The 25,980-nt window shown below is 62.4% G+C and carries 28 protein-coding genes and 2 pseudogenes; 17 read left to right on the top strand and 13 right to left on the bottom strand.

Annotated elements, in window-relative coordinates; all coding sequences use genetic code 11:
• Both EOB36_RS12205 and EOB36_RS12210 read left to right on the top strand, forming a co-directional pair.
• Positions 1 to 343, top strand: a pseudogene (locus EOB36_RS12205) (hypothetical protein); the annotation flags it as partial.
• Positions 344 to 354: 11 nt separating this feature from the next.
• A complete protein-coding gene (locus tag EOB36_RS12210) occupies positions 355 to 1,539 on the top strand; it encodes a mandelate racemase/muconate lactonizing enzyme family protein (protein WP_128284929.1) in 1,185 nt (394 codons plus the stop codon).
• A gap of 23 nt (positions 1,540 to 1,562) precedes the next feature.
• Here the strand turns inward: EOB36_RS12210 and queF are convergent, their stop codons facing one another.
• Positions 1,563 to 2,024: a preQ(1) synthase gene (gene queF / locus EOB36_RS12215; RefSeq protein WP_128284930.1), complete on the bottom strand. Its 462-nt coding sequence runs from the start codon at positions 2,022 to 2,024 to the stop codon at positions 1,563 to 1,565.
• A gap of 113 nt (positions 2,025 to 2,137) precedes the next feature.
• Here queF and EOB36_RS12220 point away from each other — a divergent pair, with 113 nt between their 5' ends.
• Positions 2,138 to 4,183, top strand: coding sequence for an NADH:flavin oxidoreductase (locus EOB36_RS12220; protein WP_128284931.1), 2,046 nt, complete (start codon positions 2,138 to 2,140; stop codon positions 4,181 to 4,183).
• A 146-nt stretch (positions 4,184 to 4,329) separates the two neighbouring features.
• Here the strand turns inward: EOB36_RS12220 and EOB36_RS12225 are convergent, their stop codons facing one another.
• Positions 4,330 to 4,737: a hypothetical protein gene (locus tag EOB36_RS12225; RefSeq protein ID WP_127290549.1), complete on the bottom strand. Its 408-nt coding sequence runs from the start codon at positions 4,735 to 4,737 to the stop codon at positions 4,330 to 4,332.
• 199 nt (positions 4,738 to 4,936) lie between these two features.
• On the opposite strand from EOB36_RS12225, the gene EOB36_RS12230 reads away from it, so the two are divergent.
• Entirely contained in the window at positions 4,937 to 5,284 is a 348-nt protein-coding gene (locus EOB36_RS12230) for a MarR family transcriptional regulator (protein ID WP_245467767.1), read from the top strand.
• Positions 5,285 to 5,309: 25 nt separating this feature from the next.
• Positions 5,310 to 5,534, top strand: a pseudogene (locus EOB36_RS35115) (type II toxin-antitoxin system Phd/YefM family antitoxin); the annotation flags it as partial.
• Between the two features lie 161 nt (positions 5,535 to 5,695).
• On the opposite strand, the gene EOB36_RS12240 reads toward EOB36_RS35115, so the two are convergent.
• Positions 5,696 to 7,768, bottom strand: a complete 2,073-nt coding sequence (locus tag EOB36_RS12240) for an EAL domain-containing protein (protein WP_128284934.1) — start codon at positions 7,766 to 7,768, stop codon at positions 5,696 to 5,698.
• A 278-nt stretch (positions 7,769 to 8,046) separates the two neighbouring features.
• On the opposite strand from EOB36_RS12240, the gene EOB36_RS12245 reads away from it, so the two are divergent.
• Positions 8,047 to 9,234 (top strand): glycine C-acetyltransferase, encoded by a 1,188-nt coding sequence (locus EOB36_RS12245; RefSeq protein ID WP_128284935.1) that lies wholly within the window; start codon positions 8,047 to 8,049, stop codon positions 9,232 to 9,234.
• 52 nt (positions 9,235 to 9,286) lie between these two features.
• On the top strand, positions 9,287 to 10,321 hold the full coding sequence (tdh, locus tag EOB36_RS12250; RefSeq protein ID WP_127290557.1) for an L-threonine 3-dehydrogenase: 1,035 nt from the start codon (positions 9,287 to 9,289) through the stop codon (positions 10,319 to 10,321).
• A 4-nt stretch (positions 10,322 to 10,325) separates the two neighbouring features.
• Here the strand turns inward: tdh and EOB36_RS12255 are convergent, their stop codons facing one another.
• Positions 10,326 to 10,793 (bottom strand): MarR family transcriptional regulator, encoded by a 468-nt coding sequence (locus EOB36_RS12255; protein ID WP_128243899.1) that lies wholly within the window; start codon positions 10,791 to 10,793, stop codon positions 10,326 to 10,328.
• 145 nt (positions 10,794 to 10,938) lie between these two features.
• Here EOB36_RS12255 and hmgA point away from each other — a divergent pair, with 145 nt between their 5' ends.
• Genes hmgA through EOB36_RS12285 form a run of 6 tightly spaced genes read left to right on the top strand, consistent with a single transcriptional unit; the run spans position 10,939 to position 15,333 of the window.
• The gene (hmgA, locus tag EOB36_RS12260; RefSeq protein WP_128284936.1) at positions 10,939 to 12,252 is read left to right on the top strand and encodes a homogentisate 1,2-dioxygenase; all 1,314 of its coding nucleotides are present in this window, start codon (positions 10,939 to 10,941) and stop codon (positions 12,250 to 12,252) included.
• Positions 12,249 to 13,115 carry an MBL fold metallo-hydrolase gene (locus EOB36_RS12265; RefSeq protein WP_128284937.1) on the top strand — a complete coding sequence of 289 codons (867 nt, stop codon included), beginning with the start codon at positions 12,249 to 12,251 and terminating at the stop codon, positions 13,113 to 13,115. Before hmgA ends, EOB36_RS12265 begins: the two co-directional genes overlap by 4 nt.
• Before the next feature lie 2 nt (positions 13,116 to 13,117).
• A complete protein-coding gene (locus EOB36_RS12270; protein WP_128284938.1) occupies positions 13,118 to 13,459 on the top strand; it encodes a hypothetical protein in 342 nt (113 codons plus the stop codon).
• Positions 13,460 to 13,477: 18 nt separating this feature from the next.
• Positions 13,478 to 14,491, top strand: a complete 1,014-nt coding sequence (locus tag EOB36_RS12275) for a fumarylacetoacetate hydrolase family protein (protein WP_128284939.1) — start codon at positions 13,478 to 13,480, stop codon at positions 14,489 to 14,491.
• Between the two features lie 4 nt (positions 14,492 to 14,495).
• The gene (locus tag EOB36_RS12280; protein WP_128284940.1) at positions 14,496 to 14,789 is read left to right on the top strand and encodes a hypothetical protein; all 294 of its coding nucleotides are present in this window, start codon (positions 14,496 to 14,498) and stop codon (positions 14,787 to 14,789) included.
• Positions 14,790 to 14,793: 4 nt separating this feature from the next.
• Positions 14,794 to 15,333 (top strand): DinB family protein, encoded by a 540-nt coding sequence (locus tag EOB36_RS12285; protein WP_128284941.1) that lies wholly within the window; start codon positions 14,794 to 14,796, stop codon positions 15,331 to 15,333.
• Here EOB36_RS12285 and EOB36_RS12290 read toward each other — a convergent pair whose 3' ends face one another.
• The 3 genes from EOB36_RS12290 to hppD form a co-directional block, all read right to left on the bottom strand.
• Complete coding sequence (locus EOB36_RS12290; RefSeq protein ID WP_128284942.1) at positions 15,334 to 15,708, bottom strand: type II toxin-antitoxin system VapC family toxin; 375 nt, start codon at positions 15,706 to 15,708, stop codon at positions 15,334 to 15,336.
• A complete protein-coding gene (locus EOB36_RS12295) occupies positions 15,705 to 15,932 on the bottom strand; it encodes a type II toxin-antitoxin system prevent-host-death family antitoxin (protein ID WP_095485689.1) in 228 nt (75 codons plus the stop codon). Before EOB36_RS12295 ends, EOB36_RS12290 begins: the two co-directional genes overlap by 4 nt.
• 70 nt (positions 15,933 to 16,002) lie before the next feature.
• Positions 16,003 to 17,118, bottom strand: a complete 1,116-nt coding sequence (hppD, locus tag EOB36_RS12300) for a 4-hydroxyphenylpyruvate dioxygenase (RefSeq protein ID WP_128284943.1) — start codon at positions 17,116 to 17,118, stop codon at positions 16,003 to 16,005.
• A 142-nt stretch (positions 17,119 to 17,260) separates the two neighbouring features.
• Here hppD and EOB36_RS12305 point away from each other — a divergent pair, with 142 nt between their 5' ends.
• Entirely contained in the window at positions 17,261 to 17,728 is a 468-nt protein-coding gene (locus EOB36_RS12305) for an Lrp/AsnC family transcriptional regulator (protein ID WP_126107527.1), read from the top strand.
• Here the strand turns inward: EOB36_RS12305 and EOB36_RS12310 are convergent.
• The 4 genes from EOB36_RS12310 to aztA form a co-directional block, all read right to left on the bottom strand.
• On the bottom strand, positions 17,725 to 18,063 hold the full coding sequence (locus tag EOB36_RS12310) for a TIGR01244 family sulfur transferase (RefSeq protein ID WP_126106965.1): 339 nt from the start codon (positions 18,061 to 18,063) through the stop codon (positions 17,725 to 17,727). The two genes, EOB36_RS12305 and EOB36_RS12310, sit on opposite strands and share 4 nt — an antisense overlap.
• Before the next feature lie 234 nt (positions 18,064 to 18,297).
• On the bottom strand, positions 18,298 to 19,218 hold the full coding sequence (gene aztC, locus EOB36_RS12315; RefSeq protein ID WP_128284944.1) for a zinc ABC transporter substrate-binding protein AztC: 921 nt from the start codon (positions 19,216 to 19,218) through the stop codon (positions 18,298 to 18,300).
• 22 nt (positions 19,219 to 19,240) lie between these two features.
• Positions 19,241 to 20,116 carry a zinc ABC transporter permease AztB gene (aztB, locus tag EOB36_RS12320; protein ID WP_128284945.1) on the bottom strand — a complete coding sequence of 292 codons (876 nt, stop codon included), beginning with the start codon at positions 20,114 to 20,116 and terminating at the stop codon, positions 19,241 to 19,243.
• Positions 20,116 to 20,922 carry a zinc ABC transporter ATP-binding protein AztA gene (gene aztA, locus EOB36_RS12325; RefSeq protein WP_128284946.1) on the bottom strand — a complete coding sequence of 269 codons (807 nt, stop codon included), beginning with the start codon at positions 20,920 to 20,922 and terminating at the stop codon, positions 20,116 to 20,118. The genes aztB and aztA overlap by 1 nt, the downstream gene beginning before the upstream one ends.
• 216 nt (positions 20,923 to 21,138) lie before the next feature.
• On the opposite strand from aztA, the gene EOB36_RS12330 reads away from it, so the two are divergent.
• Positions 21,139 to 21,483: a RidA family protein gene (locus tag EOB36_RS12330; protein ID WP_095485694.1), complete on the top strand. Its 345-nt coding sequence runs from the start codon at positions 21,139 to 21,141 to the stop codon at positions 21,481 to 21,483.
• Positions 21,484 to 21,648: 165 nt separating this feature from the next.
• On the opposite strand, the gene hutC is transcribed toward EOB36_RS12330, so the two are convergent.
• Together hutC and EOB36_RS12340 are read right to left on the bottom strand one after the other, a co-directional pair.
• Positions 21,649 to 22,395: a histidine utilization repressor gene (gene hutC / locus EOB36_RS12335; RefSeq protein WP_128284947.1), complete on the bottom strand. Its 747-nt coding sequence runs from the start codon at positions 22,393 to 22,395 to the stop codon at positions 21,649 to 21,651.
• Entirely contained in the window at positions 22,392 to 23,744 is a 1,353-nt protein-coding gene (locus EOB36_RS12340) for a formimidoylglutamate deiminase (protein WP_128284948.1), read from the bottom strand. The genes hutC and EOB36_RS12340 overlap by 4 nt, the downstream gene beginning before the upstream one ends.
• A gap of 99 nt (positions 23,745 to 23,843) precedes the next feature.
• Between EOB36_RS12340 and hutI the strand changes: the two genes are divergently transcribed.
• Together hutI and EOB36_RS35120 are read left to right on the top strand one after the other, a co-directional pair.
• Positions 23,844 to 25,094 carry an imidazolonepropionase gene (gene hutI / locus EOB36_RS12345; RefSeq protein WP_128284949.1) on the top strand — a complete coding sequence of 417 codons (1,251 nt, stop codon included), beginning with the start codon at positions 23,844 to 23,846 and terminating at the stop codon, positions 25,092 to 25,094.
• A partial coding sequence (locus EOB36_RS35120; RefSeq protein ID WP_245467769.1) for an aromatic amino acid lyase occupies positions 25,091 to 25,980 on the top strand: 890 nt, incomplete at its 3' end. The genes hutI and EOB36_RS35120, both read left to right, overlap by 4 nt.

Raw genomic sequence — 25,980 nt, forward strand, 5'->3', positions numbered from 1 at the left:
TGTCGGGCTCGAGCTCGATCCGGCCCAGCGCAGCCACTTCGCCGATCCGGCGAAGTCGGTACTCGACAAGAGCGACGCGCTGCGGAAATCGGGGCAGGGCGAATGCCTCGATCCCAATATGGCGCTCGACAATGCGCAATACGACAAGACCGAGATCGACAAGAGCTTGAAGACTATCGAAGCGGTCAATGGCGACGCGGCCAAGGTCGTCGTCGCCTTCGTCGTCGCCGGCAATCCGCACCGGCTGGAATGGAAATTCAGGAAAGTCGACGGTGACTGGAAGGTCACGGACCTTCTGTCGGTGACCGGCGAATGGGCGCTCAGCCAATACCAGTGCGAGTGAGAAGGGAACCGATGAAGATCACCAACATCCGCGTCACCCATGTCAACGTTCCGCTAGACGCGCCGTTCTGGTGGACGGCCGGGCTTTATGGCGGCGCCTCGAAATCGATCATCGAGGTCGAGACCGACGAAGGCGTGGTCGGACTGGGCGAGGCGCCTTGGTGGCATTTCGGCGAAGTGATCAAGGCCGAGATCGCGCCGGCGCTGATCGGCGCCGATCCGCTCGACATCGCCGACTGCGAGGCGCGCTGCGTGCCGCCCTGGCAGATCACCGCCAACACCGGCGAGAATGCCGCATCCGTGGCGTTCGGAGCCGTCGAGCTGGCATTGTGGGACATCAGAGGCAAGGTGTTCGGCATGCCGCTCTACAAGCTGCTTGGCGGCGCGGTCCGCAAGGACATTCCGTTTTCGGAGTATTTCGCCTTTCGTCCCGCACAGGACGGGGCGGGCGGCGAGATGACGCCCGAAGCGATCGTCGACTACTGCCTGAGGATGCGCGAGCAGCATGGCTCGACGATCTTCGAAGGCAAGTTGATCATGGGCGATCCCGAGCTTGAGATCCGGACGGTGCGGATGTTGCGCGAGGCGCTCGGCGAGAAGGCACAGATCAAGCTCGATTCCAACATGCAGTGGTCGCTGACCACCGCGCGCTGGGTGCTGCGCGAGATCGAACCGTTCAACATCCGCAATTACGAGGATCCGGTCGCGACCTTCGAGGAGATGGCAGCGCTGCGCCAGCATTCGCGCATTCCGTTCTCCACACACATTCCCGATCTCAGACGAGCGGTCGCGCTTGGCGCGCCGGATTACTTCGTCTGCAACTTCGCAGCACTCGGCGGATTGTCGAGAACCCTGAAATTCATCGCCGCCTGTGAGGCGATGGGCAAGGGGTTCTGGTGCTACTCGAACGATCTCGGCATCATGACGTCAGCCTATCTGCATGTCGTGGCGGCGACGCCGTGGATCACCGAAGCATCGCAATCGCTGTTTCGCTGGCAGATCGGCGATGTCATCAAGGATGGTCCTTTCCGGCAGACCGGCAACACGGTGCGCGTGCCGGAGGGCGATGGACTGGGTGTCGAACTCGACCCAGCCGCGATGAAGCGCTGGGCGGGGCACTTCGCCGAGCACGGGCCCATGGGCCATTTCAGCGACCCGAACAATCCCGGCCGCTACCGGCGGCTGCCGCTCAACTGATGCGAGATCGATCGTTTCGAAACTCACCCGCGCCCGCGATAGGGTGCGACACCGGTGTCGGGCAGCCACGCGCCTTCCGGCGGCGCGCCGGTCTGCCAGAACACGTCGATGGGAATGCCGCCGCGCGGATACCAATAGCCGCCAATGCGCAACCACAGTGGTTTGGTCGCGGCGATAATGCGGCGGCCGATCATAACGGTGCACTCTTCGTGGAAGGCGCCATGGTTGCGAAACGAGGTCATGAACAGCTTGAGCGACTTCGATTCCACCAGCAGCATATCGGGCGCATAGTCGATGACGATATGGGCGAAATCCGGCTGGCCGGTGACCGGACAGAGCGAGGTGAATTCCGGGCAGGTGAAGCGGACGATGGCCGGCGGCCCGTCGCCGCGCGAAAATGGCACGGTTTCAAGGACTGCCGCTTCAGGGCTCCGTGGCGCCTCGACGTTGGTGCCGAGCTGAGTAAGGTTCTTCGTATCGGTCATGGGCGGTTTCCTTACTGCATGTCGCCCAAAACTGCGCAGCGGTTTTAGGATAACGACATGCGAAAAACAAAAATTTGCCGCTCATTAGCACAATTTGAAACAGCAGGGCCACGATGACCAGCAACGATCCGCTTCTCCAGCCTTATCAGCTCAAACATTTGACGCTGAAGAACCGGGTCATGTCGACCAGTCACGAGCCGGCCTATTCCGAGGATGGCATGCCGAAAGAGCGCTACCGGCTCTACCACGCCGAAAAGGCCAAAGGCGGCATGGCGCTGACCATGACCGCAGGCTCGGCGATCGTCTCGCGCGACAGTCCGGCCGCGTTCGGCAATCTGCACGTCTATGACGACCGCATCGTGCCGTGGCTCACGGAACTCGCTGATGCCTGCCATGAGCATGACTGCAAGGTGATGATCCAGATCACCCATCTCGGCCGCCGTACCGGCTGGAACAAGGCCGACTGGCTGCCGGTGCTGTCGGCCTCACCGGTGCGCGAGCCGGCGCATCGCGCCTTCCCCAAGACCATCGAGGACTGGGACATGGAGCGCATCATTGCCGACTATGCCGCGGCCGCCCAACGCTGCCAGGTCGCCGGCCTCGACGGCATCGAGTTCGAGGCCTACGGCCATCTGATGGACGGCTTTTGGTCGCCGGCCACCAACCAGCGCGATGACGATTTCGGCGGCTCGCTCGACAACCGCTTGCGCTTCACCGGCATGGTGCTCGACGCCGTGCGGTCGGCGGTCGGCGAAAAGTTCGTCGTCGGCATTCGCATGGTCGCCGACGAGGATTTCGAAAAAGGCTTGTCGAAACAGGAGGGCGTCGAGATCGCCAGGCGGCTGGCCGGCTCCGGCAAGGTTGATTTTCTCAACATCATCCGCGGCTCGATCGAAACCGATGCCGCGCTGACTAGGGTCATCCCGGTGACCGGCATGCGCGCCTCGCCGCATCTCGACTTCGCCGGCGAGGTGAGGGCGGCGACAAAATTCCCGACCTTCCATGCGGCGCGCATTTCCGATGTCGCCACCGCCCGCCATGCCATCGCCACCGGCAAGCTCGACATGGTCGGCATGACGCGCGCCCACATCGCCGATCCGCATATCGTCAGAAAGGTGATGGAGGGCCGCGAGCACGAGATCCGGCCTTGCGTCGGCGCCACCTACTGCCTCGACCGCATCTATGAGGGTGGCGAGGCGCTGTGCATCCACAATGCGGCAACCGGCCGCGAGGCTGATATTCCGCACATCATCCCGAGAACCGAGGGACCGAGACGGAAGGTGGTCGTCGTCGGCGCCGGTGCAGGCGGCCTGGAGGCGGCGCGTGTCGCGGCCGAGCGCGGGCATGAGGTCACGGTGCTGGAAGCGTCGAGCCAGGCCGGCGGCCAGGTGCGGCTGGCGACACAGAACCCGCGCCGCAAGGAGCTGATCGGCATCATCGACTGGCGGCTGGCCGAGCTCGACCGGCTCGGTGTTGAGATCCGCTACGACACCTGGGCGGAGAAGGACGACGTGCTGGCGCTGTCCCCCGACGTGGTGGTGGTCGCCACCGGCGGCCTGCCGCAGAACCCACCGCTGGTGGCAGGCGATAGCCTCGTCACTTCCAGTTGGGACATCATGGCCGGCAGCATCAAGCCGGCCGAAAACGTGCTGCTCTACGACGACAATGGCGGCCATCAGGGCATGGGCGCGGCAGAGCTGATCGCGACCGCGGGTTCGAAGCTGGAGCTTGTTTCGCCCGAGCGCTTCTTCGCCCCGGAAATGGGCGGCATGAACCACGTGCCCTATATGCGCGCCTTCCAGGAAAAGGGCGTGACCATCACCATCAACACGCGGCTGCGCTCGGTGCGGCGCGAGGGCAATCAACTGGTCGCCGAGCTTGCCTCCGACTTCGCAGACGGCTGGCGCGGCGAGCGGCGGGTCGATCAGGTGGTGGTCGAGCATGGCACGCTGCCGCTCGACGATCTCTATCTCGCGCTGAAACCGCTGTCGAAAAACGGCGGCGCGGTCGATTACGAGCGGCTGGTCAGTGGTGGCGACATTTTTCCGGCGCGCAATCCGCAAGGCGGTTTCGTGCTTTTCCGCATCGGCGACGCGGTCGCCTCGCGCAACATCCACGCCGCCATCTATGACGGCATCAGGTTCGGATTGCGGATCTGAGGATCGCTTTGGATTGATTGGTGGCGCGCAGCCGAACCGCCGTACGGAGGGCCACCAGGCACTTCAGTCCGATCTGCGCGCCGCGTACGACGCCGGCCTGTTACCGGTCACCGTACGATCCCGAAATTGCGATTGTGGCAGGCCGCTCAAAACATCCTGGCGGTGGCCATGCAGAACACGGTGATGACCAGGAGCCCGCCGGCGATGCGTTCGCCTCGTGTCATCTTTGCGCGCAAATGGGTTTGCGTCGCGGCGTCGGCGCCGGCCAGTTGTCTGCTGGCGGAGCCGACGAGCGCGCCCTGAACGCCGGCGGCAATCAGGGCTGTCACGATGCCCAGTGCCAGAACTTTCTCCATCGAGCCGAAAACGCCTTCATGGAAAAAATACCAGAGCAGTATGCCGGTGAGGAACACCATGCCGGCCGCGCCCATTTGCGGCCGGAAGAACCGCTCCGCCCGGATGTCTGGGTCGCGGCCAACCGCGATGGTGGTGCCGGCCCAGAACACGCCCGCCATGACGTGAAGGCCGAGGACGACGATGTAGACATATTGCATGATCGCTTCTCCTCCTGTGCCCGCCGCTGCCCTAAAGATTAGATATCAAATGATTAGATGTCAATGTATAAGACATGGGCCAGTTCCATCGACCTTTCCCTTGCTCTAGTGTCGGATCATGACGCCATTTGACCGCCCGCCAGTCGGGATGAATCTTGCCCGGACCGCAAAGCTTGTCGCACAGGCCTTCGACGCCGCCTTGGTCGAGGCAGGCGGCACGCTGCCGGTCTGGGTCACTCTGTTGTCGATCAAGTCGCGCGAACTCGCAAACCAGCGCGAGCTCGCCGGCATGATCGGCATCCAAGGGGCGACGCTGACCCATCATCTGAACGCGATGGAGATGCAAGGGCTGCTGACCCGGCGTCGCGATCCGGTGAACCGCCGGGTTCACCAGGTCGAGCTGACCGAGGCCGGCGAGGCGCTGTTCCTGAAATTGCGCATCGCCGCGTTCGCCTTCGACAAGCGGCTGCGGAAGGGGCTGTCCGACGACAGGCTGGCGGAGTTTGCTGCGGTACTGGCGGCGTTGCGGGCGAATGTTGAAGGTTAGGAACGGACAGGCCTAGGACAATGCCATGCGCGAAATTCAGTTGAAGGATGCCAGTGCTACGCTTTCAGCATTGGTCGATCAGGCGGTCGCGGGAGAACCCGCCATCATCATGCGACATGGCCGCAGGCAGGCCGTGATCCTGTCATTCGAAGAATACGAACGGTTGGCGCGTATGCCGAGCTTCGGACAATTGCTGGCGGCTTTTCCCGGTGATGACGACGATGTTCCGCCTCGTTCCGGCAAGCCGGCTTGCAATACTAGATCATATAGATGGTGCGATCGGTGGCGCCTGCAGGGAGAGCAAAAAACAGCACGATCAGCACGCAAGGCGAAGCGGCACCAGCATCCGGAATATCCGTTTCCGATCACGACAAGCGGCCATTTCTGAGGAGGCTTGTCAAGGTTGGCGCCTTACGCCAGGCTTCCCCGTAGCACCGTCAGCCTGGCTTTCTTCGGTGCCCGCGCGACCAGCCATTCGCGTGCCTTGTCCTGCGGCATCGGGAAGGCGATGGAATAGCCCTGCACCTGGTCGCAGCCGATCGCCATCAGCGAGTCGAGCTCGGCTTCGGTTTCGGCGCCCTCGGCGACAATCGAGATGCCGAGGCCACGGGCGAGTTCGGTGATGGCTCTCACGATCTTGGTGTTGTCGCCGTTCTCATTGATGTTCTGGACGAAGCGGCGATCGATCTTCAGTCGGTCGATCTCGTTCGGGTTGACGTGGCTGAGCGACGCGTAGCCGGTGCCGAAATCGTCGAGCTCGAGATGGACGCCCGCGGCGCGAATATGCCGAAGCTTTGCCGCGATGCCGGTCTTCTCGTCGTCGAGGATGACGGATTCGACGATTTCCAGCGACAGTTTTTGTGGCGGCAGACCGGCCTTTTCAAGCGTATCGAAGAGAAACGCGTCGAAATCGGGCTCACGCAGTTCGGAGCCGGACACGTTGACGGCGAGCCGTCCGAAGGCAACACCGGCGCGGTCCCACTCGGCCGCCTCGCTGATTGCCTTGGCGATAACGATGCGGCCGACCGCGGACATGAGGCCACATTTCTCAGCGACGGGAATGAACTCGCCCGGTGCGATCATACCGCGCTCGGCATGTTTCCAGCGAACCAGCGCTTCGATGCCGCCGATCGTGCCGTTCGACAACGAAACCTGCGGCTGGAAGTAGACCTGGAACGCCTCCTCCGAGATCGCGATCCTGATGTCGCGCTCGAGCTGCTTGCGGTAATCGAGTTCATGCCGCAACTCCTCGGAGAAGAATGAGAGACTGCCACCGCTTTGCTTCTTGGCGGCGTGGAGCGCGAGGTCGGCATGGACGAGCAGATCCTGCGCATTGTCGGCGTCGACCGGATAGACGGCGACGCCGGCGCTGGCGCCCGGAAGGATGGTCGTGCCCCGAAAAACGATCGGCTCGTTGATCTGCGTCAGCACGCGCCTAGCGACCATGTTGATATCCTCGGTGCCGCCGGCACCATTGAGGATCATCACGAACTCGTCGCCGCCGAGACGCACGCAGAGATCCGACGCCCGGCAGGAATCGCGCATCCGCTGCGCCGTCACCACAAGCACATAGTCGCCGGCAGCGTGGCCGAGCGTATCGTTGATCTGCTTGAATCGGTCGAGGTCGAGCTGGACCGCCGCAAGCCGTTCTCGCCGACGCTGCGCGCCCTTTATCAGTGCTTCTAAATGGTCGGTCAGGAAGGTGCGGTTGTGCAGACCGGTAAGGCCGTCATGCACGGCGATGAAGGCCATCGAATTGCGGGCATCGATCAGTTCGTGCGTCTTGCGCAGAATGGTGTTCGACATCGGCCTGAAGATGAAAAGTGCCACCAGCACGATGACGCCGATGGTGGTGTAGAACAGCGTTCGATGGAGATCGAGAAGTGTTTCCGATCGTGCGTCGGCATGCGCGCTGATGCGCTGGCCGAGTGCCGCATAGCCCGACAGGGTCGCATTGGCGATGGAAGCGTCGAGGTTGACGCGTTCGCCGCCGCCTTTGTAGCCGCCATTGTCGGCCATGCCGAATTGTGATTCAAACGCCGAAACCAGTCGTTCGCCGTTGGCGATGAGCCCGACCGAGAAGTAATCGAGATGAAACGGCTTGGTGAAAAGTACGCTCTCGACTGATTTTGGATCGAACCTTGCCGGTGACGCCGGGTCGGCGACGACCCGCTCGAGCAGAAGGTCGTAGTTCCTCTCGAACTCCGCCGTTGCCTGTTTGAATGCGGTGACCAGAGCCGGTTGTTGGTCGCGCGAAGCAGCACCTGCCGCGTTGGCAAGGAAGACAATGCGTTGCGACAGCGTCTTTTGCATGCCGACAATGTCGAGCAGCGTGTCGTTGTGCCGTTGGGCAGCCATCATTTGCTGGAGAAGGATGAAGGAGGCCATCACCATGGCGGCAATGATCAGCAGCGCCAGCCAATAGCCGGCCTTGATCAACAGGACGAGCCTGCCCGAAATGGTTTGCGCCGGTTGCTGCGACATTTTCTGGGGCGGTCCCTCTCGCCGACAGATTTTTTGGGTGCGAGAACCATTGGCTTGAAAATGTTAACAGCTTTGGAAGTCGACAGAGCGGCGATAGCGGTAGCGGTGGAAAGCTCGCGAAATGGTTATCGCGTTCTTTCGCGCCGCACACGCATTTGAGCATCCGCCGTTGGCGGCATTCTGGCCACTGGCCGTCGCGTCACCGAAACGGTCGCTTTTGCGGTGGATTTTTCGCCCGCGTGGGGCGACAGTCCATTCACTCTCAACAGGGCCTGATCATGAGCGCGGCATTCCTCTCCCATATCGATAGCGAGCTTCAAGGGCTGAAATCTGCCGGCCTCTACAAATCCGAGCGGGTGATCACCTCGACGCAATCGGCCGAGATCGAGGTGGGCGGCGAGAAGGTGCTGAATTTCTGCGCCAACAACTATCTCGGCCTCGCCGACAGCGCCGAATTGCGCGATGCGGCCAAGCAGGCACTCGACCGCTATGGTTATGGCATGGCGTCGGTGCGTTTCATCTGCGGCACGCAGGAAGAGCACAAGCAGCTCGAGGCAACGATTTCTGGCTTCCTCGGCATGGAGGACACGATCCTCTACGGCTCCTGCTTCGATGCCAATGGCGGCCTGTTCGAGACGCTGCTCGGCGAGGAGGATGCGGTCATCTCCGACGCGCTGAACCACGCCTCGATCATCGACGGCGTGCGGCTGTCAAAGGCGAAGCGCTTCCGCTACGCCAACAACGACATGGCCGATCTGGAATCGCGGCTGAAGGAGGCAATGGATTGCCGTTTTCGGCTGATCGCCACCGACGGTGTATTTTCCATGGACGGCATCATCGCCAATCTAAAGGGCGTTTGCGATCTCGCCGAGAAATACGACGCGATGGTGATGGTCGACGACAGCCATGCGGTCGGCTTCGTCGGCAAGAACGGCCGCGGCTCGGCCGAGCATTGCGGCGTCGAGGGCAGGGTGGACATCATCACCGGCACGCTCGGCAAGGCATTGGGCGGCGCATCTGGCGGCTACACATCGGGCAAGAGCCAAGTGGTCGACTGGCTGCGCCAGCGCTCGCGGCCCTATCTGTTTTCCAACACGCTGATGCCGGCGATCGCAGGCGCCTCGATCCGGGTTTTCGAACTGATCGGCAATGGCGATGCGCTGCGTCAGCGCCTCTATGCCAATGCGGCGCGCTTCCGGTCTGAAATGGGTAAGCTCGGCTTTACGCTGGCAGGGGCCGACCATCCAATCGTCCCCGTCATGTTGGGCGATGCGACACTGGCGCAAGAAATGGCGGCGCGCATGCTGAAGCGCGGCATCTATGTCATCGGCTTCTCGTTTCCGGTAGTGCCGAAGGGCCAGGCGCGCATCCGCACGCAAATGTCGGCCGCCCATTCCAGCGCCGACATCGACCGTGCGGTCGAGGCGTTCGGCGCGGTCGGGCGCGAACTCGGTGTGATTTCCTGAACGGCCGGAACCGAAAAGCGCTTCCGGATCAAGAGATTCAAGGGACAAAAGAATGTCGAACATGATGAAGGCGCTGGTCAAGGCCAAGGCCGAGCCGGGCATCTGGATGGAAGAAGTGCCGGTGCCGGAAATCGGCCCGAACGACGTTCTGATTAAAATCAAGAAGACCGCGATCTGCGGCACCGACGTCCACATCTACAATTGGGACCAGTGGGCGCAAAAGACCGTGCCGGTGCCGATGGTGACCGGTCACGAATTCGTCGGCACGGTCGCCGACTTCGGCGCGGCGGTGACCGAGTACAAGGTCGGCCAGCGCGTTTCGGGTGAAGGCCACATCGTCTGCGGCCATTGCCGCAACTGCCGGGCGGGCAGGGGGCATCTGTGCCGCAACACACTCGGCGTCGGTGTCAACCGGCCGGGCGCCTTCGGCGAGTATCTGGCAATCCCTCAGCACAATGTCGTGCCGATCCCCGACGACGTGCCCGATGAGATCGCCGCGATCTTCGATCCGCTCGGCAATGCGGTTCACACCGCATTGTCCTTCGATCTCGTAGGCGAGGACGTTCTGGTCACCGGCGCCGGGCCGATCGGTATTATGGGTGCGCTGGTGGCGCAGTGCGTCGGCGCGCGAAAAGTGGTCATCACCGACATCAACCCGGTACGGCTGGCGCTGGCGAAAAAACTCGGCGTCCAGCATGTGGTCGACGCGTCGAAGGAAAAGCTGCGCGATATCATGCCAGCTCTCGGCATGACCGAAGGTTTTGACGTCGGCCTTGAAATGTCGGGCGCCGCACCCGCCTTCCGCGACATGATTGACACCATGAACAATGGTGGCAAGATCGCCATTTTGGGCATTGCGTCGACCGGCTTCGAGATCGACTGGAACAAGGTCATCTTCAAGATGCTGCATCTCAAGGGCATCTATGGCCGCGAGATGTTCGAGACCTGGTACAAGATGATTGCGCTGGTGCAGGGTCCGCTCGACGTCAGCGGGTTGATCACCCACCGCATCGGCATCGACGACTTCCAGACCGGGTTCGATGCGATGCGCAGCGGCAATTCGGGCAAGGTGGTGATGGACTGGTGAGCACCTAATCCTTGCCCAGAGCCTTCTTAAGCGCAACCAGTCCGTTGGTGATCGCGGTGCGCTCGCCAGCGCCTAGTTTTGCCAGCAATTCCCGTTCGAATGCCTTCGCCAGCGGCACCATTTCGCGATAGGCGGCATGGCCGGCCTTGGTCAGCATCAGGTGCTCGATCCGGCGGTCTTTTTCATCAGGTGTGCGAGTCAGCCACCGCCGCCGTTCAAGCTCGGCGACGGCGCGCGAAACCTTGGTCTTGTGCATGGCCGACTGCTCACCGAGCGCTGTCGCGGTCATGGTCCCGTGCTGTCCGAGCCCGGCCAGCGTGCGCCATTCGGGCCGCGTCAAGCCGTGGCGATCTTTGTAAATCCTGGAGAATTCGCGGCTGACGGCGTCGGCAAGGCGATAGAGCCGGTAGGGCAGGAAGCTTTCAAGTTCGAGGATTTCCGGTTCGTTAGAGATCTCGCGCTTGGTTGTCATTTTCGCAGTCGCCGCATCTCTTAAGTCAGTTGATGGTTACATTTTCAATGGTTACAAATGAAACCAGTTTGGTCAATCCAGAGCGGCCGCGCGTCCTCGTGGACGCGCAGAGGCCGCTCTGGCACTGTGGATTCGGGAGGAAACCATGGCCTTTTCCTACATGCCGGGGTTCGGCAACGACTTCGAAACCGAAACCTTGCCAGGCTCGCTGCCGCAGGGGCGGAATTCACCGCAGCGGCCGGCCTACGGCCTCTATGCCGAGCAGCTTTCGGGCTCGCCCTTCACCGCGCCGCGCGGCACCAACGAGCGCTCCTGGCTCTATCGCATCAGGCCGAGCGTCAGGCACACCGGCCGCTTCAAGGCGGCGAGCTATCCGCTGTGGAAGAGCGCGCCGAATGTCGGCGATCATGAACTGGCGCTCGGGCAATATCGGTGGAATCCGGTGCCGATGCCGACCGAGCCGACCGACTTCATCGCCGGCATGCGCTCGATCACCACCGCCGGCGACGTGCTCGGCCAGACTGGCATGGCTGCGCATGTCTATGTCGCCAACCGCTCGATGGTCGACGACCATTTCTTCAACGCCGATGGTGAGTTGCTGGTCGTGCCGCAGATCGGCAGCCTACGCCTCGTTACCGAGATGGGCGTCATCGAATTGCGACCGGGCGAGATCGCGGTGCTGCCGCGCGGCCTCGTGTTCAAGGTCGAACTGGTCGACGAAACAGTGCGCGGCTATGTCTGTGAGAATTACGGCGCCAAGCTGACGCTGCCGGATCGTGGCCCGATCGGCGCCAATTGCCTGGCCAATCCGCGCGATTTCAAGACGCCTTGCGCCTGGTTCGAGGAGAAGGAAACGCCCTGCCGGCTGATCGTGAAATGGTGCGGGCAGTTTCATGTCACCGAACTCGATCATTCGCCGCTGGATGTGGTGGCGTGGCACGGCAATTATTCGCCCTACAAATATGATCTTGCAACGTTTTCGCCGGTCGGCGCGATCCTGTTCGACCATCCCGATCCGTCGATCTTCACGGTGCTGACCGCGCCGAGCGGCGAGGAGGGCACCGCCAACATCGACTTCGTCATCTTCCCGCCGCGCTGGCTGGTGGCCGAAAACACGTTCCGCCCGCCTTGGTACCACCGCAACATCATGAGCGAGTTCATGGGCCTGATCCATGGCCAGTACGACGCCAAGGAGGAGGGGTTCGTTCCCGGCGGCATCAGCCTGCACAATCTGATGCTGGCCCACGGGCCTGACGCATCTGGCTTCGAAAAGGCCTCGCGCGCCGAGCTGAAACCGGTCAAGCTCGACAACACCATGGCCTTCATGTTCGAGACGCGATTCCCGCAGATGCTGACCCGCTACGCCGCCGAGGTTGAAACCCGGCAGGACAACTACATCGACTGCTGGGCCGATCTGAAGAAGCGCTTCAACGGCACGCCCGAGGGCGACTGGTCTTGAGCGCTGATCCAACGCGGCTGGTGCTGCTGGGCTCGAAAGGCGGCCCGGCGCTCCGGCCGGGCGGGCCGTGGCCGAGTTCATCGCTGCTGGAGATCGGCGGCCGCACCATCGTCGTCGATTGCGGGCTTGGCGTGACGCGTGGGCTGGCCGACGCCGGCACCAGCCTGAAGACGCTGGATCTGATCTTCATCACGCATCTGCATTCCGACCATGTGCTGGAACTCGGTCCGCTGATCCACACCGCCTGGACGGCGGGTCTGGCGACACCGGTCACTGTGTTCGGCCCGCCCGGCACCGGCCATTACTGGCAGCGCTTTTGCCAGGCGATGGAATTCGACATCGAGATACGCATCGCCGACGAAGGCCGGCCGGATATTCTCGACATGGTTTCGATCGTCGAGTTCGGCGAAGGCCGGGTGATGGAGGAGCGCGGCCTGAAGGTTTCAGCGCTGCGCGTCGACCACCCGCCGGTGACCGACTGCTTTGCGCTGCGTTTCGAGCATGCCGGACGATGCGTCGTGTTCTCCGCCGATACGGCATTCTTTCCGCCATTGGCCGATTTTGCCAAAGGCGCCGCCATCCTCGTCCATGAAGCAATGCTGGAAGAAGGCATCGAGCGGCTCGTCGCGAAAACCGGCAACGGCGCGCGGCTCAGAGAACATCTGCTCGCCAGTCACAGTTTTGCCGGGGAGGCGGGGCGCATCGCGACCAACGCCGGGGTCGGGCGACTGGTGCTCAACCACCTCATTCCGGCCGACGATCCCGAGATCGGCGAGGCCGACTGGATCGCCGCTGTCAGGAAAACATGGGCCGGTGACTTGACGATCGCCCGCGACGGCCTTGTTGTGGGGCTTAGGGAGTGAGGATGGCCAACGACAAGCTTTGGGAAGAGGTGCGCGTATCCGAAGAGAGATCCGCGACGCAACTCTCGTTGCTTCTTAAGAAAGTGCAGGATCTGCCATCTTTCGTCCGGTTCATCGACGCGCTTAGCAAGGACCGTAAGGACGCGGATCGCAAGGAGGCAACGGAGCCAGCAGGACCTGATACCGGCTGGAACGGATGGGAAAATGGCTCGCTCAGCACATTTCTTGAATCATCGGTCGCTTGGTTCAAAGAGAATGAGCGGGGCGACCCGGCATTTTTGGCGGGTGACAATCCCTGGAAAGCCGCAGCCAGAGTTATCTATGCCGGCAAATACTACGAGTAAACGCCCCTGGGAGGACACATGAAGCTTGCCACATTGAAGGACGGGACGCGTGACGGAAAGTTGGCCGTCGTCTCGCGCGACCTGACGCGGTTCACCGATGCCTCGTTTCTGGTGCCGACGCTGCAGGCGGCACTCGACGACTGGAGCCGGATCGCGCCGCATCTGGCCGCCATGGCGGAATCGCTGGAGAACAATGCGGTGCCGTCAGCGCGCTTTCACGAGCATGACGCCCATTCGCCGTTGCCGCGCGCCTATCAATGGGCGGATGGCTCGGCCTATGTGAATCATGTCGAGTTGGTGCGAAAGGCGCGTGGCGCCGAGATGCCGGCAAGCTTCTGGACCGATCCGCTGATCTACCAAGGCGGCTCGGACGCCTTCATCGCGCCGCGCGACCCGATCCGGGCGGCCGACGAGGCTTTTGGCGTCGACATGGAAGGGGAGGTCGCCGTCATCGTCGATGATGTCCCGATGGGAGCAAGCCTGGATGAGGCTCGGGCCGCGATCCGGCTGGTTATGCTGGTCAACGACGTCACGCTGCGCTCCCTGACTGCGCCAGAGCTAGCCAAGGGCTTCGGCTTCTTCCAATCAAAGCCGTCCTCGGCCTTTTCGCCGGTCGCGGTAACGCCGGACGAACTCGGCGATGCCTGGGATGGCGGCAAGGTCAGCCTGCCGCTGCTGGTCGATCTCAACGGCAAGCCGTTTGGCCGGGCGAACGCCGGCGTGGACATGACCTTCGATTTTCCGGCGCTGATCGCACATGCTGCGAAAACCCGGCCGCTGGCCGCCGGCACCATCATCGGTTCGGGCACGGTCTCCAACAAGCTCGACGGCGGCCCCGGCAAGCCTGTCTCGGCGGGCGGCGCCGGCTATTCCTGCATTGCCGAGTTGCGGATGATCGAGACGATCGAGGCTGGCGCGCCGAAAACGCCATTCCTGCGCTTTGGCGACACTGTGCGCATCGAGATGAAGGACAAGGCCGGACATTCGATCTTCGGCGCCATCGAGCAGAAGGTCGAGAAATACGAGAGCTAGGACAATGACAGGCACGTCTTTCTATCTTCTGTGCGGTGTCTGGGCCCTCGCCATGCTGGCGGTCTTCATCCAGGCAATCCGATTGAGCTACCGTATCGAAGCACGCTCTCCCGACCTGGCCAACCGCAGCGGCTTTCCGCGCAACGCGATGATGTTCCACACCGTCACCAACATGAACGTCGCGCGGGATCAGGAAACGCAAGCTATGCGGCGGCGCATGAACCGGCTTCTGCTGATCGTTCTCGCCGGATTTGCGCTTCTCTGGGCGGGCGTGTCCTTGGTCCAGTCAGTGGAGTGAAGTCATGGACTTGCTGAACCATTTCCGCCGCATGGCAGCCAACAATCTCTGGTCAAACGACCGGCTTTATCGCGCCGTGCTGCAACTCAAACCAGGCGAATTCGAAGCCGAGCGCACCAGCTTCTTCCCATCGATCAAGGCAACGCTCAACCACATTCTGGCGGTCGATCATCTCTATCTCGATTTTCTCGAGGAGGGCGGCGTGGGTGCCGCCGCCCATGACGATTTCGTGCCCTTCGACCGAGCGCAGGCGCTGTTTGCCGCCCAAGTTGTGGCCGACCGGCGGCTGATCGCCTGTTGCGACCGTCTATCGGCCGACGATCTCGATCGCCGCGTCATCACCGACCGGCGCGAGGACGGAAGAATCCCGGAGCGCATCGGCGATCTGCTCGCCCACCTCTTCATCCACGATATCCATCATCGCGGCCAGGTGCACGCCATGCTATCCGGCACGTCGGTGAAGCCGCCGCAGCTCGACGAGTTCTTCCTCGACTATGATCTGAAGCTGAGGAGAGCGGAGGTCGAGAGGTTGAACCTGGAATGATCAAACCAACGCAACGTCATAGGCTGAAAAATGCCGATCCGCAGTGACCAACGTCAGGCCTTCAATTTGAGCCTGTGCGATGAGCAGACGGTCGAAAGGATCGCGGTGATGGTGCGGCAAATGCTCAAGCCTCGCCGCGTGTAGTTCATTCACACTGAGGATCGGAATGCCGTTCGATCGCAAGATTTCCACTATGTTGCCTGTCAGCGTGACTTTGCCGAGCGATTTCTTGATGGCGATCTCTGCTACCGAGACGGCGCTGACGACCACATCCTCGCCCGCAAGAAAGATGTCGCGATGGTGGTCCGAAAGGCGTGAGTCTGCGTTGAGTACCCAAAGCAGAATATGAGTATCCACCAGATATTGGTGGCTCATTTAGTGTACTCGTCCCATTCGGGACCGAGTTCATCAAAATCATCCGATATTCGAATTTGGCCTTTCAGGGCCCCAAAAAGGCCCTTGCTCCCGCCAGCCCGGGCGGGCGCGCTCAAGGTCGCCACCACCTCTCCATGCCGCGTCAGATGGATCTCTTCGCCGGCCTGGGCGCGTTTCACCAACTCGGAGAGTTGGGCCTTTGCTTTTGCCATCGGAACATTCATGGTCAGACCTCTTATGACCAGAATTTAGGTCATAACTGATCAAACCACAAGGCACCCTCGGCCGAACTGGCTACGCCGCCTTGCCGTCCACCTTGATCACCCCGCGCTTGATCTGGTCCTGCTCGATCGATTCGAACAAAGCGCGGAAATTGCCTTCGCCAAAACCTTCGTCGCCCTTCCTCTGGATGAATTCGAAGAAGATCGGGCCGATCACGGTTTTTGAAAAGATCTGCAGCAGGATCTTGGTCGTGCCGCCATCGACCACGCCTTCGCCATCGATCAGGATGCCGTGCTTTTTCATTCGCTCGATCGGCTCGTCATGGCCGTGCACGCGGGCATGGGACATATCATAATAGGTTTCCGGCGGACCGGGCATGAATTTTAGCCCGTTGGCGGCCAGCCTGTCGGTGGCGCCGTAGATCTCGTCCGTGCCGACGGCGATGTGCTGGATGCCTTCGCCATTATACTTCTTCAGATATTCGGCGATCTGGCTGGTCTCGTCCTTGGATTCGTTGAGCGGGATGCGGATCTTGCCGCAGGGCGAGGTGATGGCGCGGCTGACCAGCCCGGTGATCTTGCCGTCGATGTCGAAGAAATGGATCTGCTTGAAGCCGAACAGGTCGCGGTAGAAGTCCCACCATTTGTCCATGTTGCCGCGATAGACATTGTGGGTGAGGTGGTCGAGATAATAGAAGCCGACGCCTTCCGGCTTCGGGTCGCGCGCGCCCAGCCAGTTGAACTCGGCATCATAGGCCGAGCCCTTCTCGCCATAGACCTCGATGAAATAGAGCAGCGAACCGCCGATGCCGACGATTGCCGGCACGTCGAGCGCCTTGTCGGTGCCCTCATAGGGGGTGGCGCCTTTGGCAATGGCGTGGTCGAACGCATGCTTGGCATCGACCACTCGCCAGGCCATCGAGGCCGCGCAGGGGCCGTGCTTGTCGGCGAACTTCATTGCATGCGAGCCGGACTCGGCATTGACGACATAGTTGATGTCGCCCTGCCGCCAGACGGTGTTTTTCTTTCTGCGGTGCTTGGCCACCGGCACGTAACCCATGCGGGTAAAAAGCTCGGCGAGCTTTTCCGGCTCAGAATGGGCGAACTCGACGAATTCGAAGCCGTCTGTGCCGGCGGGGTTGGCCTTGCTGATCTTTGCGGGCGGTGCATCGTGCGGGAAGGGACCCATGGCATTGTCCTCCAAAAAGCTTGGCGTGGCCGGAAAGGCCATTTCGACGCTATTATAGCGCGGAGCAGCTGCATGGTGCTTGCATTCAAACGCTTGAAATGATCAGATTATGCGGGAATTGTGCATGATCGAAGGAAACTTTATGGATGACGCGCGCGTTGATCAGTTTGACCGCAAGATAATGGCTCTACTGCAGAGCGACGCACGGCTGACCAACAACGATCTATCGGAACGGGTGAACCTGTCGGCGTCGCAATGTTCGCGCCGCCGCCAGAGGCTGGAGGAGGACGGCTATATCAGGGGCTACAGGGCTTTGCTCGACCGCGACAAGCTCGGCTTCTCGCTGGTCAACGTCATCTCGGTGACGCTTGCCACCCACAACCGCGACAATGCACAGCGGTTCGGCGAATTGGTGGCGCGGCTGCCAGAGGTGCAGGAGGCGCACGCGCTGACCGGCGAGATGGACTACATCCTGAAAGTGGTGACGCCGGACCTGAAGTCGCTGTCGGAATTCGTCAACGGCGTGCTTCTGCCGCACGAATCCGTGCAGCATGTGAAGACGGCGATCGTGCTCGAAACGCTGAAGGAAACCGGCGCGCTGCCGATTTAACCCTTCGATTGCTGGATCAGCCCATAAAGGTTGGTGCAGCGTGCGCCGGAACGGCAATAGGCGAAGATCGGGCCTTCGAGTTCGTCGAGCGCCTCGGCTTGATCCTCGACATTCTCATGCGTGATCTGGCCGCTGATGACCGGGATGTAGCGGAAAGCGAGCCCGGCGGCTTCGACCGCCGCCTTGACACTGTCCGCCGAAGGCTGGCCGGGCTGCTCGTCATCAGGTCTGTTGCAGATGACGCTCTTGAAGCCGGCGGCCTTGATGGCGGCGACTTCTTCGGGTTGGATCTGGCCGGAGACCGAATAGTCCTCGCTGATTTGACGATATTCCATGATGGCGTCCTCGCAATGTTCGATGCCTGCTGGCCAGGGGCGGAGTCTTGCCGCTCCCAGGCCTGGGCGGCAATCCGCGCAGAAAGAAATCCCTCTGCGCAGATAGACATTCTCATGCGGGAAATCCAGCCGGGCTACCTAAGGCGCCGTGCGTCCTTTGGATGCGCAAAGGACGCTGTAGCACTTTGTTGCCCGCACGTGCGCAAGCCCCACCGAGCGAACGGCGTCGACCGCTCAGCTTCCGAGGATCGCGCCTTTGATCTGGGCGATGTTGTTGTGCATCAGGTCGATATAGGTCGAGGCCGGGCCGTCGGGTTGCGACAGCGCGTCCGAATAGAGCGTGCCGCCAACCTTGATGCCGGTCTCGCTGGCGATCTGCTCGATCAGCCGCGCATTGGTGATGTTCTCGATGAAGACCGCCGCCGCCTTGTCCTGCTTCACCTGGCTGACCAGCTTGGCGACGTCGGCAGCGGAAGGCTCCGACTCGGTCGACACCCCTTCGGGGGCCAGGAAGGTGAGGCCATAGGCCTTCTCGAAATAGCCGAAGGCGTCATGCGAGGTGATGACGACGCGTTTCTCTTCCGGTATGGACTGGATTGCCGCTTTCACTTCGCCTTCGACCGCATCAAGCTTCGCTGTGTATGCGGCGGCATTGGCCTTGTAGCTGTCGCAACCCTCAGCGTCGGCCGTGCAGAAGGCATCGGCGATGTTCTTCACATAGATCTTGGCATTGGCGATCGACTGGAAGGCATGTGGATCGGTGTCTGCACCTTCAGCGGCGTCGGCATCGGCGAATTCGGGTTTGAAGTTGATCGGCGTGACGTCCTTGGTCAGAACGGCGATTGTCGCCTTGGTGGCGCTGGCGTCGACCAGGCGCTGCAGAAAGCCTTCGAAATGCAGGCCGTTGACCAGCACCACGTCCGCCCCAGCCATTGCCACCGCGTCCGCCGGGCTCGGCTCGTAGACATGTGCATCGCCATCCGGCCCGACGATGGTGGTCAGATTGATGCGGTCGCCGCCGACATTTTTGGCGAAATCGGCGATGATGGTGAAGCTGGCGACCACTTTCAATGGCTCCGCGAGAGCCGCCGATGCGCCAAAGGCGGTTAATGTTATAACGCTCATTGCCAAAGTGGCGCGGATCGATTTCAGCATGGACGGGTCTCCTTTGTTGGGATCAGGCGGTTCTGTGGCGGTGATGGATGATACGGGCGCGCAGGATGCCGCGCGTGCCGAACAGGATCGAGGCGAAATAGACGACGCCTGCAGACAGGATGATCGCCGGGCCGGAAGGCAGCGACACGTGATAGGACAGAAGCAGCCCGGCGACGCAGGAGGCAAAGCCGATCAGCACCGCCAGCGCGCACATCGGCTCGACGCGCATGGTCCAGAAGCGGGCGGCGGCTGCAGGCAGCATCATCAGCCCGACCGACAGCAAAGTGCCGAGAGCCTGGAAGCCGCCGACAAGGTTGAGCACGACGAGGCCGAGGAAGATGAAATGCACCGGGCTGCCCAGCCGGCTGACTGAGCGCAGGAACAGTGGATCGAGGCATTCGGCGACCAGTGCCCGCCAGAAGATGGCGAGGCTGACCAGCGTGACCACGACGATGCCGCCGATCAGTGTCAGCGCTTCATCGTTGAGTGCCAGAACGGTTCCGAACAGCACATGCATGAGATCGACGCTGGAGCCGCGGATCGACACCATCAGCACGCCGATAGCCAGAGAAATCAGGTAGAAGGCCGCCATCGAGGCGTCCTCGCGCTGGATGGTGAAGCGCGAGACGGCGCCGGCGCCGAGTGCGACAATGATGCCGGCGATCAGGCCGCCGATGGTCATCGGCAGGATCTCCAGACCATAGAACAGGAAACCGGCCGCAGCGCCCGGCAGGATAGCGTGGGCCATGGCGTCGCCGGAAAGGCTCATGCGCCGCAGCATCAGGAACACACCGACCGGGCAGGCGCCGAGCGACAGCATCAGCGACCCGAAAAGCGCGCGCTGCATGAAGGCGAAATCGGCGAACGGAGCGATGAGAAGACCGTAGAGCGTGTCCATCATGCCGCCCTCGGCCCGGAACCGTGATGATGGTCGTGCCCAGGGTCATGAGCGTGATCACCGTGCTTATGGTTGTCGGGCTCGCACCAGGGCGCGTTCTCCTCCCAGGCTTCGTGGAAGCGGCGCGCGCGCAACAGGTTTTCCGGCCGCAGCGTTTCCTTGGTCTCGCCCCAGGCGATCGGCTGACGCGCCAGCAACAGCGTTTCTGGGAAATTCTGCCGCACCAGATCCAGATCGTGGACGACGACCATGATGGTGCGCTCCTCGCCATGCCAGCGCTTGATCATCGCGATCAGATCGCCGACCGTCTTGGTGTCGACGGCGTTGAACGGCTCGTCCAGCAGGATGAGGTCGGCATCCTGCAGCAGAACGCGGGCAAACAGCGTGCGCTGTAGCTGGCCGCCCGACAGCGTGTCGATCGGGCGCTTCTCGAAGCCGCCGAGGCCGACGGCCATGAGCGCCTGGCTGACCGAATCGCGATCTTCCTTGGTATGGCGGCCGAGCAGCCCGCGCCGTGGCCACAGCCCGAGCGAAACCAGGTCGACAACCCTGGCCGGAAACGAGCGGTCGAGCTCCGACTGCTGCGGCAGATAGGCGGCGCGCACGCCGGGCGCGCGGACAACCGTGCCGGCCATCGGCTTCAACACGCCGACGATACCCTTCATCAGGGTCGACTTGCCCGAGCCATTGGCGCCGACGACGGCGGTCAGCGATCCCCGGCGGATCGTGCCGTCGAGATGATGGATCGCCGGATGGCTGTTGTAGCCCAGCGTCAGGTCGCGGAAGGTCAGGCAGGTTTTGGTCATGTGACGATCCGTGGGGGCACGACTGGTACGGCGGCGGCGATTGGATATGTGATGTTATTACATTAGTCAACAAGTCAATCGGGCGGAATTGCGGCGACCGAGGCAATTTGCCCTGTGCTCTTTGGCGGTTGGCTCAAGAGGATTCGCTCGTGCAACCTTGCCCCCCGCGGACCGCGACTCTAAAGAGGCGCGACCCACAAAGGAAGGAAACGTCCCATGAGCATTCGTCGCATCGATGTAGGCCCGCGCATGAGCCAGATCGTCATCCACGGCAACACCGTCTATCTGGCCGGTCAGGTCGGCCAGCCGGGCGGAAACGTCGGCGCCCAGACACGTGACATTCTGGCGGCCATCGACGAATTGCTGGCCAAGGCCGGCACCGACAAGACCAAGATCCTGCAGGCGATCATCTGGCTGGCCGACATGAGCACGTTCGCCGAGATGAACGCGGAATGGGACAAGTGGGTGCCGCAGGGCCACACCCCGGCCCGCGCTACCGGCGAGGCCAAGCTTGCCGGACCGGAATATCTGGTCGAGATCATTGTTACCGCTGCGATTTGAGGCAGAGCGCTTTACCCTCCCCCTAAGGGGGAGGGTCGGCGAGTAGTCGGAGCGAAGCGTAGATTGCGAGACGGGGTGGGGTCGGTGGGTTGCACCGACCCCACCCCGCGTCACAAAGTGCCGCCATGCGGCATTTGCTCCGCGACCCTCCCCTCGAGGGGGAAGCTAGCCCTGCGAGGGCGTGAACCGTGCGACCAGCGCGTGGCTCTCGGCCGCATAGGTGAACCGGACATGGGTGACTGGGTGCTCGGCGCTCCATGTCCGTCGCTCGACCACCAGGCACGGCGCACCGGGCTCGATGTCGAGCGCGGCCGCAATGTGCCTGTCGGCGGCGACTGCGCGAATGCGGTGCTCGGCGGCACTCCACGGCACGCGGGCAATCAGCCACGGCCCGGGCGCGATGGCATGAAATTCCTCGTCGGCGGCCTCGGCCACGGCGGTCAGGGTGATCAGCCGCTGTTCGTGGGCGAACGGCCGCTTGCCGGCGAAATGCCGGCATTCCAGCGCCAGCACTGGTCCGGCGGAAGCGAGTTCCAGCAACGCGCGATCCTCCGTAGTGCTGCGCCTTTTATGTCGCGCCACACGCTCGTAGCGGTAGGGCAGGCCGAGCGCCTCGACCTCGATCCTGATGTCGTGAATTTCCAATACCGCGGCTTGCGACTGCGGCCGCCGGACAAAGCTGCCGGAGCGGCGACGGCGCTCGATCAGCCCGGCCTTGGCAAGCTGCGACAGCGCCTTGTTGACCGTCATGCGCGAACATTTGTACTCGGCCGTCAGCTCGTGCTCGAACGGAATGCGGTGGCCGGGCGCCCAGGCGCCGGACAGGATCCGTTCGCTGATCTCGGACAGGATGCGCTGATGCAGCGAGACAGACTCGCCGACGTCCACATCCACTGCCTCGATTGTGCTCATGCCGAAAGCGCCGTCATCACCTTGCGAAAACGCTCGGCAATGGCATCGCGCTTTGCATGCCTGCCGCCGCTGACCAGTTTCTTGCCATGCACCCAGGCGCAATCGACCTTGGCGCCGTTGGCGAAGATCCAGGCGTCGAGCAGCGCATCGCCCGTCTTGCCGGCCAGCGAAGGGTGCTTGCCATCGAGCGAGACGAAATCGGCTGAGGCACCAGCGGCGATCCGCGAGGGGCCAGCACCAAGGGCGGCACTGCCGCCGTCGAGCGCTGCATCGAACAGCGCGCGGCCGGTCGAGCCGCCGGCGACCGCAAGCACATTGCGGGCGTGATGGGCGAGGCGCTGCGAGTATTCAAGCTGTCGCAATTCGTCCGGCAGGCCGATCAGCACGTTGGAATCGGAGCCGATGCCGAAGCGGCCGCCATGTCGTTTGAATAAGGGTGCTACAAAGGTGCCATCGCCGAGATTGGCCTCGGTGATCGGGCAGAGACCGGCGATTGCCCCGCTTTTCGCCATGCCAATCGTTTCCGCATCGGTCATGTGGGTGGCATGGATCAGGCACCAGCGCTCATCGACCTTGGCGTTGGCGAGCAGCCATTCGACCGGTCGCGCCCCCGACCAGGCAAGGCAGTCCTCGACCTCCTTCACTTGCTCGGCGATATGGATGTGGATCGGTCCGCCGGGCACAATTGCCGCGATGTTTTCCAATTCTTCCGGTGTCACGGCGCGCAGACTGTGTGGTGCGACGCCAACGACGCCTTGATTCAAGGCGCGAACGGATTCGCGGCATTTCTCAACAAGCCGCGAGAACCGATTCACATCGTTGATGAATCGCCGCTGGCCTTCATTCGGCGTAGCGCCGCCGAAAGAGGAATGCGCATAGAACACCGGCAGCAGCGTCAGCCCAATGCCGGTGTCAGCAGCAGCGGAAGTGATGCGTTCGGCCGTTTCGGCGATGTTGGCATAGGGCTGGCCGTCACGATCGTGGTGGAGATAGTGAAACTCGCCGACGCGCGAAAAGCCGGCCTCCAGCATCTCGACATAGAGCTGCGCGGCGACCGCCTCGACCTGATCCGGCGTCATCGACAGCGCGAAACGATACATCACCTCGCGCCAGCTCCAGAAACTGTCGGCTGAAGGGCCACGCAGCTCGGCAAGGCCGGCCATGCCGCGCTGAAAGGCGTGGCTATGCAGGTTCGGCATGCCTGGCAGCAGGATGGCATGGCGTTCGTCGCCGGGCCGAGATGTGGTGTTCGGCTCGACCGTGGCGATGCGGCCATCACTGACGATGATCCGGGCATTGGAATGCCAGCCGTCGGGCAGAAGCACCTGTTCTGCAAAGATCGCCGTCACGTTTTTCTCCAAAATCCCATTTGGCAGTATGATCATAGCACTTGCAGCGCCTTTCAATATGTATATACATAATCGCCATCGATTGAAACGGAAAAGATGATGGCTGGAGAGAGCAAAAGCCGGGCAGGGGAGGTTCGCCTCTGGCGCAATGCGCGTCTGGCGACCATGGCCGAAAACGCCGCTGGACTTGGCATCGTCGAACATGGCGCGATCGCCGCACGCGATGGCCTGATCGTCTATGCCGGCCCGGAAGCCGACATGCCGACGGCACTTGGCCCCACAGCATTCGGCAAAGCGGCCGAGATTGTCGATTGCGAAGGCCGCTGGATCACGCCAGGCCTGATCGACTGCCACACCCATCTGGTCCATGCCGGCAACCGCGCCAACGAATTCGAGATGCGGCTGGCCGGCGCCACCTATGAAGAGGTCACCAAGGCCGGTGGCGGCATCGTCTCGTCGGTCAAGGCGCTGCGCGCTGCCAGCGAGCATGAACTGGTTGCGCAGTCGCTGCCGCGCCTCGATGCCCTGATCGCCGAAGGCCTCACCACCATCGAGATCAAGTCGGGGTATGGCCTCGATATCGAAAACGAGAAGAAATCGCTGCGCGCCGCGCGGCTCCTGGGCGAACATCGTCCGGTAACGGTGAGGACGAGCTTCCTCGGCGCCCATGCCCTGCCGCCCGAAGCGAAAGGCGATAAGGACGCTTTTATCGATCTGGTCGCAAAGGAGATTTTGCCGGCGGTCGATGCTGAGGGCTTTGCCGATGCCGTCGACGGCTTTTGCGAAGGCATCGCCTTTTCGCCCGAGCAGATTTCTCGCGTGTTCGACGCGGCGAAAGCAGCAGGCCTGCCGGTCAAGCTCCATGCCGACCAGCTGTCCAATCTGCACGGCGCCGAACTCGCGGCACGCTATGGCGCGCTGTCGGCCGACCACCTCGAATACACCGACGACGCGGGTGCGGCGGCGATGGCGAAGGTAGGAACCGTGGCGACGATCCTGCCCGGCGCCTATTATTTCATACGTGAGACCAAGAAGCCGCCGATCGGTCTGTTTCGCCAGCACGGCGTCAGGATGGCGGTCGCCACCGATTGCAATCCCGGCACCTCGCCGCTGACTTCGCTGCTGCTGACCATGAACATGGCGGCGACTTTATTTGGCCTGACCGTCGACGAATGCCTGGCCGGTGTCACCCGTGAGGCCGCCCGCGCGCTCGGACTTCTCGGACAAACCGGCACGCTGGAGGTCGGAAAATCGGCCGACCTGGCGATCTGGGATATTGGGCGCCCGGCCGAGCTCGTCTACCGCATGGGCTTCAACCCGCTGCATGCCCGCATCTGGAGAGGACAATGAGCCAACTCAAACTCAAGCCGGGCAACGCAACCCTGGCCGACTGGCGCGAAATCTATCGCGGCGCCGTGCCGAAGCTGGATGCTGCCTGCCGTCCCAAGATCAAGGCCAGCGCCGAGGCGGTGGCGCGCATTGTTGCCAAGGGTGAGCCGGTGTATGGCATCAACACCGGCTTCGGCAAATTGGCCAGCGTCCGCATTCCCGCCGCCGACCTCGAGACCCTTCAACGCAACATCGTGCTGTCGCATGCCGCCGGCGTCGGCGATCCGATGCCGGTTGCGATCGTCCGGCTGATGATGGCGCTGAAGCTGGCCAGCCTGGCGCAGGGCGCCTCCGGCGTGCGGCCGCACACCATCGAATTGCTGGAGGCGATGCTGGCCAATGACGTCATTCCGGTGGTGCCGGCGCAAGGCTCGGTCGGCGCCTCAGGCGACCTCGCGCCGCTGTCGCACATGACGGCTGTCATGATCGGCGTCGGCGAGTGTTTCACCCCGCATGGCCGCTTCCCGGCCAAGGTCGCTTTCGTCTCGCACGGACTGGAGCCGGTGACACTCGGCGCCAAGGAAGGCCTGGCGCTGCTCAACGGCACGCAGTTCTCGACTGCCTATGCGCTGGCCGCCCTGTTCGATGCCGAAGTTCTCTATCAATCGGCGCTGGTTGCCGGCGCGCTGTCGACCGATGCTGCGAAAGGCTCCGACGCCCCATTCGATCCACGTATCCATCTCTTGAGAAAGCATCGCGGCCAGATCGAGACGGCAGAGGCGTTGCGCAATTTGATGGCCGGCAGCGCCATTCGTGAATCGCACCGGGTCGGCGACGAACGCGTGCAGGACCCGTATTGCCTGCGGTGCCAACCGCAGGTGATGGGCGCGGCGCTTAGCGTGCTGCG

This window comes from Mesorhizobium sp. M6A.T.Cr.TU.017.01.1.1 (genome assembly GCF_004023115.1).
Taxonomy (GTDB): Bacteria; Pseudomonadota; Alphaproteobacteria; order Rhizobiales; family Rhizobiaceae; genus Mesorhizobium; species Mesorhizobium mediterraneum.